Below are 17,685 nucleotides of genomic sequence, written 5' to 3' on the forward strand. Positions count from 1 at the left end.
GAAATAAAGTTATAATTAAATTCATATCAATAAAAATTTAAGCTTATAAGCGAATATATTGATTTGCGCTAAACTATCAGAGGCTTATAAGCGATATTTCAAGTCTGTATTCAAAATGAAAATCTGGTAAGTTATAGGTATAACAGCTTATGATATTCATGGGATAATACTCTAGACATATCTCGCTGAATGAGCCAAAAGCCTATTTGCAAGATATTAGCCATTGGAATTATCACCAAAAGTGTAAAACTAGTGATCTCAGAGACAGAAAACTACAATTTTCAAATTCTTTCTATACTAGTATAAACAAAACATAAGGAGAAATAATCATGACTAATACCCAAACACAAGCTACTGGGGACATTCAAGAAAAAATCCAAGAAGAACTTGAACAAGCCCGCACTGTATGTGATATCTCAGGTAGCAACTCCGCTGAATGTGCTGCTGCTTGGGATGCTGTAGAAGAATTGCAAGCGGAAGCTTCTCACCAGCGTCAAATCAAGCCTAAAAACGCTTTGGAACAATATTGTGATGCTAATCCAGAAGCAGATGAGTGCCGTCTGTACGAAGATTAGAATCAGCAGTTGTGCTTTTTTCATTAAGTAACAATTTACTGGAATATCAATGGTTTAAACCTCCATTAATTAATGGATTTGAACTAGACGGGGAATAAACTCCCCGTTTTTCGCTTTTGAGAAAAGTCCCCAAACTGAATTTTTCTAGAATAGCTAACGCTATCAAATATCTATTCACAAATTTTCTATTTTTGTTATTGACTTTATGACACAAGTATGGTTTCGCCCTTATGTTTGGATGGATTATAGACTAGCGTTATTATTTACGCTGATTATTCCTTTAATTCTTTCAATTTGGGCATTTGTGCAAAAAGCTGAAGGAATGCAACGCTTATTAATGATTTACTGGCGAGTGGCTAGTTTATTAATTGTTAGTATGTACTTAATGATTGGTAGCTTTGGAGTTAGTTTCATCTCTGCTTTAATGGCGCGGATTCTGATCCCAATTGCGCTATGGTTTTGGGTAGATATCAATGATGAAATTGACTATTATCCCCATAGTCCATTAAAGTTAAGTTTTACTTCTTGGCGTTGGGCGACAACAGTTTATTGTAGTTTAGGAGCAATAGCCCTTTTACCCTTCCTAGGTTGTGCTTTTTCAGGAACTGCGATTAAAACTCCTTACTGTAGTGTCTGGTTAGAAGCACCATTAATCTTTAAAGACTATTTTCACCACAATAGCAAACCTGCTTTTCTAGGGTTTTTGGGGATAGTGACTTTAGCAATTTACGTAATTTATTTAAGTTATTTTGTCGCGGTTAAACTCGGTAAACATGGACGTTCCGCTACACATTAAGCAATTGAAAAGTTAGAAAAAATTCTGAACTGTGATTATTCGGATTAATTATCTAAATAAAATTCATCACACAAATCATAGTTCCGACTTGTTTTCCTGATCAATAAATCATCCAAATCAAATTCATCACAAAAATCGTAGTTCCGACTGCTGAATTAATGAATAACTCTGTTGGTAAAAGACTGGAACAATATACAGTCAAAAAATCCCAAGAAGTTCTCATCGTCACTGTCAAAATTGATGATGAACCTGATCAAATTGCTGTGTTTAAAGGCTTTTCTAGTTCTTTAATGCGCCCAACAGCTTATGATCCAGATGTCCCAGTGTTACCAGATACAGCTACAATTATCGCAATTGACAGAATAGCAAGTCCCTATAATCCTGATTCACCCCGTTATCTTCAACAAGATATTTCTTGGGAAGATATGCAAATTTTGTTATCGGAAATTGGGGTGTGAGATAATTAATCATGAATAATTTTAAATTATCACTATGTCGCGTTCTGGATACACTTTGCCCGTTTTTGCTTGTGCTGCTGCTGTTGCGGCTTTGCATTGGTTACGCTATCATCAACCCCTGACTGTGACTTCTGTAGATTTGATTACACCTGCTGAAATTGCCGAAATACCCATTGAACAAGTCGCAGGAATATCAGAAAATCAGGCTTTGGCTATGACTCGCAGTGATCCAGGTGATAACCTAGATTTAACAAAGAATACACCGATTTGGGCGATGGTGGCATGGTATGAGGGAGATGGAGAAGCGGTAATTATTCAGGGTGGAGAGGGGATTGGGAAGCAACTCAATGGTGAGGGGAAAGCCGCAATTTATGGTTATGCCCAAAAGTTATTCCAGGAAAATTTACAGCGATTATTAAAACCGACGGAAAAAATCAAGGTAACAATTATTTTACCAGAAGGGCGATCGCTTGCAGTCCGTACTTCTAATTCCGCGTTTGGAGTAGTGGAAGGACTGTCTTTATTAGGAACAACAGGGATTTCTCAACCTTTAAGTACACCAGATCAATTAACAGCTTTTCGTGCTGATTTAGCCGAAAAAGCCAGTCAATTTCCCACTTTGGTCTTTTGTATTGGGGAAAATGGCCTAGATTTAGCTCAAAAACTCGGTATCAACCCCGCACAAATGGTAAAAACTGCGAATTGGTTGGGACCCATGTTAGTAGCGGCTGATGTTTTAGGTGTAAAAGAAATTTTATTATTTGGTTATCACGGTAAATTGATGAAACTAGCGGGGGGAATCTTTCACACTCATCATCATTTAGCTGATGGTCGCCGGGAAATTTTAACTGCCCATTCTGCTATGCTAGGATTGGGGTCTTCCGATATTCAAACCATTTTTCAGAGTCCTACAGCAGAAGCAGCATTAAAGCATCTGAGAATTCTCGATAGTAATAGTGGTAGTAATTGGGTAAATCAGGTTTATAGCTCCATTGCAGAAAGCATTGATACCCGTACTCAAGAATATATGAATAGCCATAATGAACAAGGTAAAACCATGATAGCTTGTGGTTCTGTACTTTTTGACCGCGATCGCCAAATTCTCGTAAAAAGTAAAACTGGTTGGATATTACTGGAAAAATTGTGCTAAATTAATAGGAATTATCGTAAGTACCACAAATAAATATTTTTAACTATGATTTGTATAATTAATTTGTTTAGATGATTCATTAATCTGTTATCACCATTAATCACAAAAATCATAAAAATCACAGTCCAGACTTCTTATCCTTAACAACACACCCTCCATAGCATGAATACAGCGGTGACTCTACCAACCGAAAAAATACCTCAAACACCAGAAAATTTGGGGAAACTTAAAGGTCAAATAATTGTAATTTTAGACTTTGGCTCTCAATATTCTGAATTAATTGCGCGTCGTATCCGCGAAACTCAAGTATATTCAGAAGTTATTTCCTATCGCACCACAGCCGAACAGTTACGCGACATCAACCCCAATGGTATCATCCTTTCCGGTGGACCAAATTCCGTATATAGCGACTACGCTCCCCATTGTGACCCAGAAATTTGGAAATTGGGAATACCCGTTCTCGGTGTTTGCTATGGTATGCAACTCATGGTTAATCAACTGGGTGGGGAAGTTATCCAAGCCGAACGGGGTGAATATGGTAAAGCATCTCTATACATAGATGACCCCACAGACTTATTAACTAATGTCGAAGAGGGTGCAACCATGTGGATGAGTCATGGAGATTCAGTCACAAATATGCCTCCTGGCTTTGAGTTACTGGCACATACTAATAATACTCCTTGTGCAGCGATCGCTCACCATGACAAAAAACTCTATGGTGTGCAATTTCACCCCGAAGTCGTCCATTCTCAGGGTGGTATAGCCTTAATTCGCAACTTTGTTTACCATATCTGTGACTGTGAACCAACTTGGACAACAGCCGCTTTTGTCGAAGAATCAATTCAGGAAATTCGCGCCAAGGTAGGAGACAAACGGGTATTATTAGCATTGTCTGGCGGTGTAGACTCTTCAACTCTAGCTTTTCTTCTGTATAAAGCCATTGGTGAGCAGCTAACCTGTGTATTTATTGATCAGGGTTTCATGCGAAAACTAGAACCCGAAAGATTAGTAAAGTTATTTAAAGAACAATTTCATATTCCTGTAGAATATGTTAATGCCCGGGAACGATTTATCTCAGCTATTGCTGGAGTAACTGATCCCGAAGAAAAGCGTCGCCGCATTGGACATGAATTTATCAGTGTTTTTGAGGAGACATCAAGGGATCTTGGGCATTTTGACTACTTAGCTCAAGGGACACTTTATCCAGACGTGATTGAATCTGCTGATACCAACGTTGATCCAAAAAGTGGTGAACGGGTAGCAGTGAAAATTAAAAGTCATCACAATGTGGGTGGTTTACCAAAAGACTTGAGATTTAAACTGGTAGAACCACTGCGAAAACTATTTAAAGATGAAGTTCGCAAAGTTGGGCGTTCCATTGGTTTACCAGAAGAAATTGTCCAACGTCAACCTTTTCCCGGCCCTGGTTTAGCAATTCGTATTTTAGGTGAAGTCACCTCCGAACGCTTGAATATTTTGCGAGACGCTGATTTAATTGTTCGTCAAGAAATTAACCAACGTGGTTTATATAATGAGGTTTGGCAAGCTTTTGCGGTTCTGTTACCAGTTCGTAGCGTTGGTGTGATGGGTGATAAACGCACCTATGCCTATCCTATTGTTTTAAGAATTGTCACTAGCGAAGATGGCATGACCGCAGACTGGGCGCGAATTCCTTACGATATATTAGAAGCAATTTCTACCCGCATTGTCAATGAAGTAAAAGGTGTAAACCGTGTGGTTTATGATATTACCTCTAAGCCACCTGGAACTATTGAGTGGGAATAGGTAATTGGTAATTGGTAATTGGTAATTGGTAATTGGTAATTTAAAAAACTATTACCCATTACCACTAAACTTGAGTCTAAAATTAAGAAGTATTGCATTTCTTTGAAAATATTATGGCTGCAAAAGTAGAAATTTACATTTGGACTACTTGTCCGTTTTGTGTTCGTGCTAAAAGTCTACTGAAAAGTAAAAGTGTTGATTTTATCGAATATAATCTTGATGGAGACGAAATAGCCAGAGATAAAATGTCCCAAAGAGCTAATGGAAAACGCTCCTTACCACAAATTTTTATTAATGATATTCACATTGGTGGTTGTGACGATATCCATACTTTAGACCGTCAAGGTAAATTAGATCAGATGCTAGTTTCTTAAAATATTGTGGATCAGATCCCCGACTTCTTTGCTAAATTTTGCTCGAAGATGACTAAGTTCATTTCAGAAGTCGGGGATCTTTAAGATTCTTTAATATTAAAATTCGTAGATGAAAGAGGTATAAAGGATGAAACTAGCTTTTATTATTGATCCTATCCATCGGCTTGATCCATGTCATGATACCAGTGTTGCTTTGATGGAAGCAGCGCAAATTCTAGGACATGAAATTTGGATAACTCAGGCAAATTTGCTGAGTGTTATTGATGGTAAAGCCTGGGCTTCCTTGCAGCAGGTAGAACTCGTTCCCGTGGAGTTAGTGGAGGGACGTTGGTTAGCAGTTAATTCTTGGTTTAAATTAAGCCCTAGTTCCTTTACTGCTTTAGAAACAATGGATGCCGTGTTTATGCGGACAGATCCACCTGTTAATGATGCTTATTTTTATGCTACTTATATTCTCGATTATGTTGACCAAAATAAAACTTTGGTAATAAATGATCCGGCTGGGATTCGTAGTGCTAATGAGAAAATGTATGCTCTTCAGTTTAGCGAATGTATTCCCGAAACAATTGTCAGCGCTGACAAGCAAGTTATTCGCCAATTTGTCGCAGCTAAAGAAGCAACAATTCTCAAACCCTTGGGGAATAAAGCTGGGGAAGGCATTTTATTCTTACAATCAGGCGATCGCAATTTTAACTCCATTGTCGAACTTAGCACGCTCCAAGGTAAAGTTCCAGTTATGGTACAAAATTATTTACCCCAAGCCAAGGAGGGAGATAAACGGATTATCTTACTCAATGGTGAACCCATAGGTGCGCTAAATCGTCTTTCTAGTAGTAGTGATTTTCGTAATAATATGGCCACTGGTGGAACAGTGGCTCAAACCACTATTACCCCAAGAGAACAAGAAATTTGTAGCCATTTAGCCGCAAAACTCCGGCAAGATGGCTTAATTTTTGTTGGTATTGACGTAATTGGTGGCTACCTAACAGAAGTTAATGTCACAAGTCCCACAGGTATCCGGGAAATTGACCGTCTCGACGGGACTCACATAGCTCATCAGGTTATTCAATGGGTAGAAGCGAGTAAATAGACAGGGAGCAGGGGAGAAATTTATTTACTTCCTCCTCCTGATAACTGATAATTTGTATACAGCACCTAGCCTCAACTGAGACTGTGAATTTAATGTGACATACTCTACACACTCACCTGAAAGGGAGTATGGGTTTCTCAGCGACTCTTCTTTGAAGACGTTGACTGAGCTTTAAAGCCCTATGCCCTAGGGTCTTTTGGAGATAGATTTTTGAACTTTTTTAATAGGCTGCTTTTCAGCATTTAATTGAGTTACACCTATTGATTAGAATTATATCAGATACTTGGAGAGAAACCAAGAAAGTGTTCATTCCTCATCGACTAACATTGCTGATTTCGCTAGTTAGTCAAAAAAGTCACTCGCGCCTATTCATCTCATCACTTCCCTATCGGTTAGATGAGAGGCTTCTACTATTTAAGCTAAAATCTCATATTCACAATCAATTAATTTCTTGGTGGTGTCCGTCGTCTTTGCAGAAAATCGGGAATATCCAAAGAGGGTTTTTCTTTTGGTGGTTCTACAGATGGAGTGGGGTTATTAACAGGTTGTTGTAGTGGTGTAGGTCTTCTAGTGGTAGTAGTAGTAGTGGGAATGGCAGTGACAACTCTAGGAGTAACAGTAGTTTGTGCAGATGGAGGTTGGATATCACCTGTAAATCCAGTCGCAATCACAGTAATTCTGACTTCTCCTTGGAGTCTGTCATCAATTACCGCTCCAAAAATAATATTGGCATTAGGATCAACCACTTCATAGATTGTTTCCGCCGCAGCATTAACTTCATGCAGGGTTAGATCACTACCACCAGTAATATTAAATACAACTCCTCTAGCTCCTTCAATAGAACATTCCAATAAAGGTGAAGAAATGGCGGCAATTGCGGCTTCTCTGGCTCTAGATTTACCCGAACTCACACCAATTCCCATCAAAGCTGATCCTGCATCTGCCATCACAGCCCGCACATCAGCAAAGTCAACGTTGACCAATCCAGGAATAGTAATAATATCAGAAATTCCTTGTACACCTTGACGCAACACATCATCAGCATAGCGAAAAGCTTCTTGCACAGGAGTTTGCTCAGGAATGACTTCCAACAGCTTATTATTGGGAATAATAATTAAGGTATCCACCCGACTTTTCAAGCCTTCAATTCCTTGTTCCGCTTGGCTAGTGCGTCTGCGTCCCTCAAAAATAAATGGTCGAGTCACTACACCAACGGTGAGAGCGCCCATTTCCTTGGCTATTTCTGCCACAATTGGGGCTGCACCTGTACCTGTACCACCACCCATACCAGCGGTAATAAATACTAAATCCGCACCTTCTAAAGCTGTGGCAATTTCATCACGAGATTCTTCCGCCGCTTTTTGACCAATAGCCGGATTTCCCCCTGCACCCAAGCCTCTAGTTAGTTTCTGCCCAATTTGCAAGCGACTAGGAGCGCCCGCTAAAGTCAGAGCTTGAGCATCAGTATTAATTGACCAAAATTCAACACCGGATACATCAGACTCAATCATGCGGTTGACAGCATTACCACCACCACCACCCACACCAATTACTTTGATGTTGGCAACACGGCCTGGCACAATTTCACCAATACCGCTATTTTCGAGAGAAATTTTCTTGCCATCTTTACCTTGAGCAAAGTTCATTCCAGAATTATTAAAGGGATTGCTTGAGTTAACTGCCAGAGAAAACCCTGGTTGTCCGGGATTTTGAGAGTTATAGATCAGTCCTTGGTTATTATCAAGTGTCATTGGATTTGTGAAAAGGTAGATAAACGACTTTTTGCGGTGTGATTCACCTAAGAGTCAAATAATTGCCAAAATAAATTTTGGCACGCTATTTTATTTTTTTTACTATTCCCTAGCCTACATGATGGCAGGTGAGATGTGGCAATTTGTCCATGAGAGAGGTATAAAACCTCAGTTGCAGAGTCAGATGTCCAGCCTGGTGCCTTCTAACTCTTTCTCCTTTGGGATTGTTGATTAGCTGTACAGTTTATGATACTAGCTGCTCATGTTGCTGACTCCCCCCCTATTCCTTTTAAGAATAGTTCTAAAAAGTATAGACATTTATTTATCTCATCTTCTTTGTCAGCAGCAGATCACTTCAACAATAGCGTTAACTAAACTCAATACCTTCGCCATTTTTTGTAGGTTGGGTTTCATCCTTCAACCCAACCTACGAATCAAGGCTTTTTTCAATTTGGCTAAGGTATTGCTAAACTCCTGGGCAGATCCCAGTATAACAACCCTATCTTTGGGCAAAAAGCTGTGATGACTGGTTGATATAAGATATTCAACTGGTTATTAACTGTTTGATAGAGCTTAAGCTTAGTCCTAGTAATAAGTTTTAATAACCTCCTGAATTTTTTTAGAATATTTTTTAGTTATTAATTTTACAACCCTTAGCATGATTTTTTAACTAACGGTTAAAAAATTCTATATCTATATGTATAATATATACCTAATTTACAAAAATATAAAATTAGCAACTCAAGTTACTAATTTAAAAGATTTGCCTATTCAGCTAGACAAAGGCCGAAGGGAGTAGAAAGAAAAAATGTTGAACTTCAACGGATTGGTGTTTTGTACAGTGGCTCTGATTTCTTAATAACTAAGCCTGGATTTTTTTGATTCATCTGTACTAATGGAACGGCGGGATTTTTGATATCAATGTAATCTATATGACTAGGATTAACTTCATTCGGTAAACGGCGCATTTGTACAAGTGCTTGAATTTGCTCAGGTAATCTATTGCTAGGGCTGCCTAAATGCACAATTCCTAATTCAGTTTTCAAAATTAAATTTGTAGGATCTTGAAAATTAATTTCTGTCACTTTTAGAGAACTGTGACTGATAGCTTCATAAAGTTGAGTCCAGAATGGCTTGTATTGTGCGATCGCACCAATTACTATGAGTCGAGGTAATTTTGCTTTGGGGTTAATGGAGATATACCTTGATAAAGGCATCCACACGCCACTAGCATCCAGTAAACCTAGTTCATTTTGTTGATTAGCCATACCGCTATTTTGCAAACAAGACTTAACCTCAGAAGGCTTACCCGTGAATGAAGGAGTCAGAACACAACTGGTTATCCTTTGATTTTTGGTTATTTGGGCGATCGCTACTGGTACTCGTTCCTGGATTTCAATAATTAAACCAGGAGGTAATAACCGCCGTCTAACCGTAGCTTGGGCAATGTTCGGTTGTTTTCTTAAAGAATCAGCAATTAGGGAAGGTTCAATCCGCCATAAAGACTGGGGAGATGACAACCCCAACAATGAATAAATATCCTTTTGGGTCAAAACTTGACCACCAGATTTGATCACTATTTGCCCCGAATCCTTTAACACCCACATTGGTTGAATTGCTACCCAGAACAAAACCGAGGCCAATCCAGTGACAGCCAGCGTCCGCCAAATAGCCTGAAGAATTTTGAGTTGTCGCTGCCGACGTAATTTTTGGCGGCGTTGAGCTAAATTTGTCCGAGAAACTGATAATATCCCAGCCATTGTTTTCCTCTTGTAAATATCAGTCCAATTTATTCTGGATATTAAATTCGCTTATCTAGCAATTAAATTTAGCTAACATCATGGGTATTATGGAGAAAATTAGCTTTTAACAATAGCACCCAACGCATTGTAAATTCGGTAAAACTTTCCCACCTCATAAATTTACAGAAATATCCGGTAAGAGTAAAGCTCAGTCCTTCGACAAGCTCAGGAACCATCACTTTAGTGCTGAGATATGAGATACAAGCGACACGAGCAGTTCGACTTCGCTCACTGACCACGAATTTATTCGCTTAATTCATTGACTGGTAACATTGGATGTGATAATATTCCATGAATTCCAGAATTTAAGTATAACTAAACGACGTAAAAACTTAACTTATGTGGTTGAGTGCGTAGTCATACCTAACGGTATTGCAGTTTAGGAAAGCTAAATTTGGTGAAAAATGAAATGCAAAAATCGAGTACGGTAGGGATACGGTCATTAAAGCTTTAGGAGAATCAACCTCTGTTTTTGTTGGAGTAATCCAGTAATTGTAAGTTGGCTCGTTGATTAAAGAATCTCAGTGTCTTTAGACCTGAGAGTGTCAATCTTGATGGTGATGCTTTCACCATCAAATCCAAAAATATTTAATTTGTTAATTTTAAATATTGAACTATTCTGACGAGTTATCAATTTTGAAAACATCATGAGTATAGCTGGTAAGAGCATCCTCATCAGTAACTTCCTCAGACAAATTTACCAATAACGCCTGTACTCGCATTCGGGCAATATAAGGCCAACCGCCCTCAGACTCAATATCTCTGAGCAGCGAGTATAATCTTTGGCGATTATCAGGCAAATTTTCTTGAAACACTCCATCTCGAATTTCTTTGTGCAACTTTTCTAAATGACGTAACAAAGCCAGTAGAGAAATTACATCTCCACCGCAAGTTTGAGCTACATCTTTAACCGCACCAGAAATCGCTTGTAGCTGGCAGGACAAATCCCCAGATGTCCAATTTTGATCATGGTTCATGGAACGTTTTACTCCATAAAACTAATACGATACTGGAAAAGTCCCTAAATTGATCAATAACAGAGTCAGATATCTTCAGATATAACGGTATGCACTGGAATGAGGAAGAAAAATTAGGTCGAAAGCCACCAGATAGCACTCGAGTTTCAATCCTGGCTCCTTCTTTCTAATTCCTGACTTCTGAATATATATCTTTCTAACTATTCTCAAGTAACAAGAATCCTTGATGGTAAGGTAGAGAAGGCTTTTCCATGATTTGTGCTGGATGACAGCAGAATTTAACCACTAGAGTGCTTTGATTTTGAGTTAAAAAAAATCGTATGATCTGGCTAATTTCCCTATCCAAACACTTTTGATGTATGTACTGACAACACATACATCATCCAGAATGGATGCGGTTCGCTGCTTAGTCTATGGTTTGAATTCCAGGCTCAGAAACGCAATGCGTTTAAGTGCGTTCAGTAAAGCAGTTTGACAACTTAGATATTAATTTTTGAGATTGAGGTTAACCATGAGGTATCGCGCTTTAATTGTTGCTTTCTTTGCTCTATGCTTAGGGCTAATCACAGCTTGTAGTGATGCACCTTCTGCCAGCGTCAGTGATGTCCTCACCTACGAACAAATTCGCGGCACAGGGTTGGCTAACAAATGCCCCCAACTGACAGAAACTAGTCGTGGTTCAATTACTGTTGATCCTAATGTGACATACAGCATCAAAGAACTTTGTTTAGAACCAACCAGTTTCTTTGTCAAAGAAGAACCTGCCAACAAACGTCAAAAAGCAGAATTTGTATCTGGTAAAGTTATGACCAGATATACTTCTACCATTGACCAAGTACAAGGTCAGCTAACTAGCAATCCAGATCATAGCTTGACTTTTACGGAAGAAGATGGTCTTGATTTTCAAGCTATCACCGTTAAACTTCCTGGTGGTGAATTAGTACCTTTCTTGTTTACCATCAAAAGCTTGGTTGCACAAACACAACCTAATTTAACTAGCATTAACACATCCACTGACTTTGAAGGAACTTTTAAAGTCCCTTCCTATCGTGGTGCAGCTTTCTTAGATCCTAAAGGTCGTGGTGTTGTTAGTGGCTATGACAATGCTGTAGCTTTACCAGCCGGATCTGATAATGAAGATCTAACTCGTACTAATGTCAAGCGGGCAGAAATCCTCAAAGGTAAAATTTCCTTGCAAGTAGCCAAAGTAGATAGCACTTCTGGTGAAATAGCTGGGACTTTTGAAAGTGAACAACCTTCTGATACTGATTTAGGTGCAGGTGAACCTAAAGAAGTGAAGATTCGTGGTTTATTCTACGGTCGAATTGAGCCTCGCGCCTAAATATTGATACAACCTCATGGGAGTTTAAGATCCATAAGTATTTTGGTAATTTAGTAATCTAATATACCTCCATGAGTTTGGAAATGAACAAAAATTCAGCAGTCATGAAAATTTATTTGTGGCAATGCCTTAACCAAGATGCAGAGTGCATCTTGGTTTTTTTTGGAAAACTAGGGTTGTTTAATTTCCACGTAAATTTACTGATTTAAAATTTTATTTTTTTTTGCTGAAAAGTTGGAGATGAATTTAATTATTTAATTACGTAATATTACTCATTCAATCCAGAGAAGACAGCAGATAAACAAAAATAATCGCAGCCCAAAGCTTGATCCTCATCAACTATTGCCAATTCTCAAGACCTATAAGCAAATCTCATGGTTAATTAGTTAAATTAGGCGCAATCCCGGTTTATTATTAGATTGCTAATTGTATATTTTAAGTTTATGAGAGTTGTTTAATAAATTAGGAAGTATACTCAACTAATTTGAGTAAAAAAAATATCAGACAATCTTGCCATTGCTAATTGTATTGTGCAAAGCATTTACGGCGATTTTGTCTGGACAAGATTTTTTCTGTGATGTAGGATTTGCAACCATTCAGCCAAAAGCAGAAATAGTGACTAGTTTTAAAAGCGATTATATACCAAATATACTTGTTTAAGAACCAAAGTGTTATGCCTAATCAAACCACTGACGAAACATCTACTAACAAACTGAAACATGAAAATTCACAGTTGTTGCGAGAGTATCAGCAATCCCGTTCGGAAAGAGTTCGCAATCAACTGGTAAAACTCAATTTTGGACTAGCCAGAAAGGAAGCCCATTATTGGATTAATCAGTGTAATGAGAGCTATGAGGATCTTCTCCAGGTAGCCTGTATGGGCTTAATTAGAGCAATTGAGAAATTTGAACTTTCTAAGGGAAATGCTTTTAGTTCCTATGCGATGCCCTATATTCGTGGTGAAATTCAACATTATCTGCGAGATAAAGGCGTAACTGTGAGAATACCCAGACGGTGGTTAGCACTCCAACAACAAGCTGTTGGGCTTTCCCGTTCTCTGTCCGAGCAATATAATCGCCCACCGACTGATAGCGAATTAGCGGCTGCATTGGCAATTTCTCTGAGTGAATGGCAGGAAATTAAATTAGCATGGATTAACCGCGCTCCGTTGAGTTTGGATGTACCTATCCAAGATGGAGAAGAAGGCTCTACTTGTTTGGGTGAGTTAGTTCCAGATAAGAACTATCGCAGTTTTCAATTAGCCCAAGAAGACAAAATTAGGTTACAACAAGCCCTGATTCAGTTAGAACAGCGGACTCGTGACGTTGTTGAGTTTGTATTTTTCTATGATTTAACCCAAAAACAAGTAGCAGCACATTTAGGCATTAGTGTTGTCACAGTTTCTCGCCAAGTTAAAAAAGGCTTAGATATGTTGAAAAAGATTATGGGGGTGACGGAAGATTAGTTATAGAATAACCCGGTAAGCGTAAAACTCAGTCCCTTTAGGCTGAGATATAAGCAACTCGTGCGACTTAAGTCGCAGTCTTTTCTATAGTTTTTGAGAGCAGCTAATGGGTAAAAATTCGCATATTACAGCTACAGCCGCAGCTATTTTAGCAACCTTGGCACTGACTGGCTGTACGGTGGGTGAACCGCCAACAGCTACTAATACTGCCAGTCCTGCCCCAACTCCTAGTCTTCAAGCAACTGCGCCGCAAACGACACAGCCACCATCTTTGGCTCAACCTTTTAATAATCCTCTGATATCTACCAAACCACCAGTGAGTCCTGGGTCAGTTGGTAGTTTGATTCAACCGACAAATGGCACAGAGCGGTTGGGTGTGGTACAGAAAGGACGAACAGACCCCTTTGGGCAAATTGTGGAGAAGATAGGTTCTAGAACTACTAAGCTACCAGGTGAAAAAATTGCAGTTCCTAAATTACCCCCTTTACCTACAGTAACTCAGCCTAAATTAATTCCACCGAAACCAATCAAGACAATAGCAACTAAACTGGCAATTTCATTACCCAAAAAATCCCCACAGATAGCTATAAAACCAGTTTTACCCACTGTTTTAGCGGGATCTCTCCCCTCTCCTAAACTCAAAACTGTGTTACCAGTAGCACGACAGCCGGAAACCGCTAGAGCAGTGATTGTGAGTGGTGTAATCTTAATTGGTAAAGTACCTCAAGCAATTGTGAAAGTACCGGATGAGCCAACTAGTAGATATGTAAAACCAGGTCAAAGGCTGGTGAATGGGGTGTTAGTAAAACGGATTGAAATGAGCCAAGGTGCTAATCCTACCGTGATTTTGGAACAGTACGGTATTGAAGTTGCTAAACAAGTAGGGGAAAAACCTTCTAAAACATCTAAACCAGCGACTACAGCTTCTGTGGGTAATGGTATTTCTGTGATTAAGCAAGCTTGAAAATCTTGTAGGAGCAAAGAATAGATATGGTGACACAAGAGAAAATAGAGTTTGCTGGTTTACCCTTGGCTGTATATCGGGAAATAGCAGCGCATCTCCGGCAGGTGGTGGGGGTAGAAGTGGGATTAATACCGCAAACATCCTCAGAGTTTGATTACAACCAAAGTCAAATTTCTGGGTTATGGATTTCATGGACAGCAGCCGCTGATGAGGAAAGTCGGTCAAGGTGTAAGCAGATAGTGGCTTATTATCAAAACCGCTATGAATGTGGATAAAATTCAAGAAGGTAAGTTGCTGGTTAGCTAACAACTAACAACTAACAACTGTACGGGCGAAGCATTTGGAGAACTATTTTTGGCAATGACCGATAATTTATCTTCCAAATGCTTCGCCCCTACTAACAACTAACAACTAAACTTAGGTTAATAGCAGATGGCTGGGTTAAACTGACAAGCAAGTTAATGCAAAATATTAATTGGCTGCTCTTAGGTTTAGGCGTTATTTATAATGGAAAACTGGCAATTTCTGATACAGAAACAGGGAGACCGCACTTGGCGGACTTTGGAGTCGCCAAATTTAAAGATTTTAGCGGATAATTACCGAGTTTTGGCTCGGTCTTATCTGAATAATATGGATGTTGATGTGCGAGTGACTTACATATCAACCCAGGAGGTTCCACCGAAACGGCGAATTCTCAAGCGATCGCATCGGACTAATAGTGAAGGATTGATGGCGGTAATTCCTTTTACCTACTTTAAACCAGGGATTTGGGAGTTACGATGCTCTGGAGATATTATGTCAGAGATGCTCGGTAAATCCTGGCAACATACTCTCCTTATCCAAGTATCACCCCCAGAACCTAGTCCCCAGTCTCTAACTCAACTGGCTGAGGAATCTGATCTGGCTTCAAATGCTGATACTCAAGTCAGTATAGTTATGAATCATGGAACTCCAGTCTGGTTTAAGGGGGAAACAACTGAGCAGATTTTACAAAACTTATTAGATTTAGCCTTACCTCAAGATGAACCTTTGCTGGACGAGGAGACTATTGAGAATGCTCCTACTTTACCGCCACCTTTACCACTGAATTTGAGTTTAGATCAAGATACTTATGTTGCTCGTTGGGGAGACAATTTTATCATTCATGGCGATGTGGAAGTCAATGAAATGGAGAATCTGGAAGATGAGAGATTTGCCATGAATGGTGTGAGTCAGCTACGGCTAGAAATTGCCCTGCGATCGCCTTCAGAATCAAGAATCCTTAACCACATAGATCAGCCATTAACAGATCAAGTCTTACCTTTTAGCTTTAGTACCCTGATTGATATTCCCCTTGATTGTGAATCTAAGTTGCTTTTAGCAGATATTAATTTATATGGTGCATTAGCTGATGTTGGTGAAGTCATACTTTTAGCTAACCATACTTTCACAATTACAGCCGATGTCACTGATTTACTAGCACTACAAACTTCTCGGTCGGATTACCGTGACTACTCTTTACCAGAAACTAATCCACCAGTTAAGCCCAAGCCCTCTGTCAAGATTCGATTAGAACTTTTCAATGTGGCTAAAACTCCCAAGTTAGCACAGTTTCACATTTTAAAGCCCTCCCCAAACCAACCTTTACCACCCCAAATTAAACCCCTGATATCCTGGCAAGTTCTTTCACCACAGTTGCCAAATTTACCTCACAATTCTACACGTGAGATTAATACTGATTCGGAAACAGATTCCCTCACAAAAACCCTGGCTATTCACCCAATTGATTTGAAAAAGTTGGTAATTAAACCAGTTAATACTATTTTTCCCTACTTGAAACGATTAAAAGTTAAGCCTGTTCCAGGGAAAACAGCCAATGATCAGTTAAATGTTGAAAAATTAGCAACTTTGCAGAAATCCCCACAGCTACCGACTGTAGTAACTTTACCAGCAAAAATACCAGAATTACCACTAGATAATCTTCCGCAGTCCGATCAGTCTATGATTGATGATACATCCTATGCAGAATTAATAGCAGAGATTGTGGCGGGGGTGATTAAAAGTGAAGAATTAGATTTGGTGGATTCTCAGGAAAATTCTGTAATTATCCAGAGTGAAGAATTAGATTTGGTGGATTCTCAGGAAAATTCTGTAATTATCCAGAGTGAAGAATTAGATTTGGTGGATTCTCAGGAAAATTCTCTAATTATCCAGAGTGAAGAATTAGATTTGGTGGATTCTCAGGAAAATTCTCTAATTATCCAGAGTGAAGAATTAGATTTGGTGGATTCTCAGGAAAATTCTCTAATTATCCAGAGTGAAGAATTAGATTTGGTGGATTCTCAGGAAAATTCTCTAATTATCCAGAGTGAAGAATTAGATTTGGTGGATACTCAAGAAAATTCCTCTCTTTTGCAACAATGGATAGACAGTCAAGGATACTTATTGACTGAAGCAGTTTTTCAAGAATCCTCAGACAATGATCTTGGGGAAGAAACTCAAACTGTAGATGTGGAAGTGCTGTTAAGTAGGGAAAAAGAAATTCAGGAAGATCCCATTGCTGACAATATTCCCTTAGAAATTAATAAACCGGAAACAGTCAATATACTGAATCCAATACCAACCGAGCCTGGATGGTTATCACAAGAAATAGTTATAGATGATTTGGTTATGGAACGGGATGCGGATAGCTGGAGTGATGAAGCTATAGCAGATCATCATTATTCCCCCCTACCAGAGAATGAAACTGCGGCAGATTTCTCTGGTGTGATGATGGAGTCTTTACCAACTCCCCAATTGTATTTATCAGAGGGTGAACTTGTCGCTGGCACATCTGTAATGGTGCGTGTAAAATTACCTGAAGTTTCATCTTCGGTAGTGGTCAAGTTATGGGTTGAAGATTATCAAACCCGGAGTCTACTAGATAGACCACATATCCTGCCACATTTGCGTTCTAATGCCTGGGGAGAAGGGGAAACAGCGATTTACCTAAAAATTCCTTTTGGCTGCTTAGAAATCCGTTTATCAGCGATCGCTCTCCATCAAACTACTCAGCAGGAAAGTGACAAATTCACTATCATCAAGACAGTAATTCCCCCTAATTTACCCACGATAAAAATGGATGAAGTGTTGGGAATGTAAACAGGTGTGTTAAAAATCTTGATAATTTAGCAAATA

General features: G+C 39.1%; 15 protein-coding genes. 12 read left to right on the top strand and 3 right to left on the bottom strand.

The window, feature by feature from the left end:
* Positions 1-329 precede the first annotated feature (329 nt).
* The 7 genes from HGD76_RS17355 (at position 330) to gshB (ending at position 6,228) form a co-directional block, all read left to right on the top strand.
* A complete protein-coding gene (locus HGD76_RS17355) occupies positions 330-575 on the top strand; it encodes a Calvin cycle protein CP12 (RefSeq protein ID WP_015081465.1) in 246 nt (81 codons plus the stop codon).
* A 205-nt stretch (positions 576-780) separates the two neighbouring features.
* Complete coding sequence (locus HGD76_RS17360; protein ID WP_015081466.1) at positions 781-1,371, top strand: DUF3177 family protein; 591 nt, start codon at positions 781-783, stop codon at positions 1,369-1,371.
* Positions 1,372-1,529: 158 nt separating this feature from the next.
* On the top strand, positions 1,530-1,829 hold the full coding sequence (locus HGD76_RS17365; RefSeq protein WP_148765234.1) for a DUF7734 family protein: 300 nt from the start codon (positions 1,530-1,532) through the stop codon (positions 1,827-1,829).
* A gap of 34 nt (positions 1,830-1,863) precedes the next feature.
* Entirely contained in the window at positions 1,864-2,979 is a 1,116-nt protein-coding gene (gene cbiD, locus HGD76_RS17370) for a cobalt-precorrin-5B (C(1))-methyltransferase CbiD (protein WP_168634647.1), read from the top strand.
* Positions 2,980-3,141: 162 nt separating this feature from the next.
* On the top strand, positions 3,142-4,764 hold the full coding sequence (gene guaA, locus HGD76_RS17375; RefSeq protein WP_168696523.1) for a glutamine-hydrolyzing GMP synthase: 1,623 nt from the start codon (positions 3,142-3,144) through the stop codon (positions 4,762-4,764).
* A gap of 113 nt (positions 4,765-4,877) precedes the next feature.
* Complete coding sequence (gene grxC, locus HGD76_RS17380) at positions 4,878-5,138, top strand: glutaredoxin 3 (RefSeq protein ID WP_015081470.1); 261 nt, start codon at positions 4,878-4,880, stop codon at positions 5,136-5,138.
* Between the two features lie 127 nt (positions 5,139-5,265).
* A complete protein-coding gene (gene gshB, locus HGD76_RS17385) occupies positions 5,266-6,228 on the top strand; it encodes a glutathione synthase (protein WP_168696524.1) in 963 nt (320 codons plus the stop codon).
* Between the two features lie 443 nt (positions 6,229-6,671).
* Here gshB and ftsZ read toward each other — a convergent pair whose 3' ends face one another.
* The 3 genes from ftsZ to HGD76_RS17400 form a co-directional block, all read right to left on the bottom strand.
* Positions 6,672-7,979, bottom strand: a complete 1,308-nt coding sequence (gene ftsZ / locus HGD76_RS17390; RefSeq protein WP_168696525.1) for a cell division protein FtsZ — start codon at positions 7,977-7,979, stop codon at positions 6,672-6,674.
* 818 nt (positions 7,980-8,797) lie between these two features.
* Positions 8,798-9,739: a cell division protein FtsQ/DivIB gene (locus HGD76_RS17395; protein WP_168634651.1), complete on the bottom strand. Its 942-nt coding sequence runs from the start codon at positions 9,737-9,739 to the stop codon at positions 8,798-8,800.
* 656 nt (positions 9,740-10,395) lie between these two features.
* The gene (locus HGD76_RS17400; protein WP_168696526.1) at positions 10,396-10,758 is read right to left on the bottom strand and encodes a hypothetical protein; all 363 of its coding nucleotides are present in this window, start codon (positions 10,756-10,758) and stop codon (positions 10,396-10,398) included.
* Positions 10,759-11,269: 511 nt separating this feature from the next.
* Here HGD76_RS17400 and HGD76_RS17405 point away from each other — a divergent pair.
* The 5 genes from HGD76_RS17405 to HGD76_RS17425 all read left to right on the top strand — a co-directional run bounded on the left by HGD76_RS17405 (position 11,270) and on the right by HGD76_RS17425 (position 17,649).
* Positions 11,270-12,100, top strand: a complete 831-nt coding sequence (locus HGD76_RS17405; RefSeq protein WP_015081475.1) for a photosystem II manganese-stabilizing polypeptide — start codon at positions 11,270-11,272, stop codon at positions 12,098-12,100.
* A gap of 673 nt (positions 12,101-12,773) precedes the next feature.
* Positions 12,774-13,565 (top strand): RNA polymerase sigma factor SigF, encoded by a 792-nt coding sequence (locus HGD76_RS17410; protein WP_168696527.1) that lies wholly within the window; start codon positions 12,774-12,776, stop codon positions 13,563-13,565.
* A gap of 106 nt (positions 13,566-13,671) precedes the next feature.
* On the top strand, positions 13,672-14,529 hold the full coding sequence (locus HGD76_RS17415; protein WP_168696528.1) for a hypothetical protein: 858 nt from the start codon (positions 13,672-13,674) through the stop codon (positions 14,527-14,529).
* Positions 14,530-14,555: 26 nt separating this feature from the next.
* Positions 14,556-14,804 carry a hypothetical protein gene (locus HGD76_RS17420; protein ID WP_015081478.1) on the top strand — a complete coding sequence of 83 codons (249 nt, stop codon included), beginning with the start codon at positions 14,556-14,558 and terminating at the stop codon, positions 14,802-14,804.
* 232 nt (positions 14,805-15,036) lie between these two features.
* On the top strand, positions 15,037-17,649 hold the full coding sequence (locus HGD76_RS17425) for a Rad2 family DNA repair protein (protein ID WP_168696529.1): 2,613 nt from the start codon (positions 15,037-15,039) through the stop codon (positions 17,647-17,649).
* Positions 17,650-17,685: the final 36 nt, after the last annotated feature.

The organism is Dolichospermum flos-aquae CCAP 1403/13F (genome assembly GCF_012516395.1).
GTDB classification, from domain to species: Bacteria; Cyanobacteriota; Cyanobacteriia; order Cyanobacteriales; family Nostocaceae; genus Dolichospermum; species Dolichospermum lemmermannii.

Coding starts and splice junctions, on each gene's coding strand:
- gshB (WP_168696524.1), top strand. CDS start 5,266: ATGAAACTAGCTTTTATTATTGATCCTATCCATCGGCTTGATCCATGT.
- cbiD (WP_168634647.1), top strand. CDS start 1,864: ATGTCGCGTTCTGGATACACTTTGCCCGTTTTTGCTTGTGCTGCTGCT.
- HGD76_RS17400 (WP_168696526.1), bottom strand. CDS start 10,758: ATGAACCATGATCAAAATTGGACATCTGGGGATTTGTCCTGCCAGCTA.
- HGD76_RS17415 (WP_168696528.1), top strand. CDS start 13,672: ATGGGTAAAAATTCGCATATTACAGCTACAGCCGCAGCTATTTTAGCA.
- HGD76_RS17365 (WP_148765234.1), top strand. CDS start 1,530: ATGAATAACTCTGTTGGTAAAAGACTGGAACAATATACAGTCAAAAAA.
- ftsZ (WP_168696525.1), bottom strand. CDS start 7,979: ATGACACTTGATAATAACCAAGGACTGATCTATAACTCTCAAAATCCC.
- guaA (WP_168696523.1), top strand. CDS start 3,142: ATGAATACAGCGGTGACTCTACCAACCGAAAAAATACCTCAAACACCA.
- HGD76_RS17355 (WP_015081465.1), top strand. CDS start 330: ATGACTAATACCCAAACACAAGCTACTGGGGACATTCAAGAAAAAATC.
- HGD76_RS17410 (WP_168696527.1), top strand. CDS start 12,774: ATGCCTAATCAAACCACTGACGAAACATCTACTAACAAACTGAAACAT.
- HGD76_RS17360 (WP_015081466.1), top strand. CDS start 781: ATGACACAAGTATGGTTTCGCCCTTATGTTTGGATGGATTATAGACTA.
- HGD76_RS17420 (WP_015081478.1), top strand. CDS start 14,556: ATGGTGACACAAGAGAAAATAGAGTTTGCTGGTTTACCCTTGGCTGTA.
- grxC (WP_015081470.1), top strand. CDS start 4,878: ATGGCTGCAAAAGTAGAAATTTACATTTGGACTACTTGTCCGTTTTGT.
- HGD76_RS17425 (WP_168696529.1), top strand. CDS start 15,037: ATGGAAAACTGGCAATTTCTGATACAGAAACAGGGAGACCGCACTTGG.
- HGD76_RS17395 (WP_168634651.1), bottom strand. CDS start 9,739: ATGGCTGGGATATTATCAGTTTCTCGGACAAATTTAGCTCAACGCCGC.
- HGD76_RS17405 (WP_015081475.1), top strand. CDS start 11,270: ATGAGGTATCGCGCTTTAATTGTTGCTTTCTTTGCTCTATGCTTAGGG.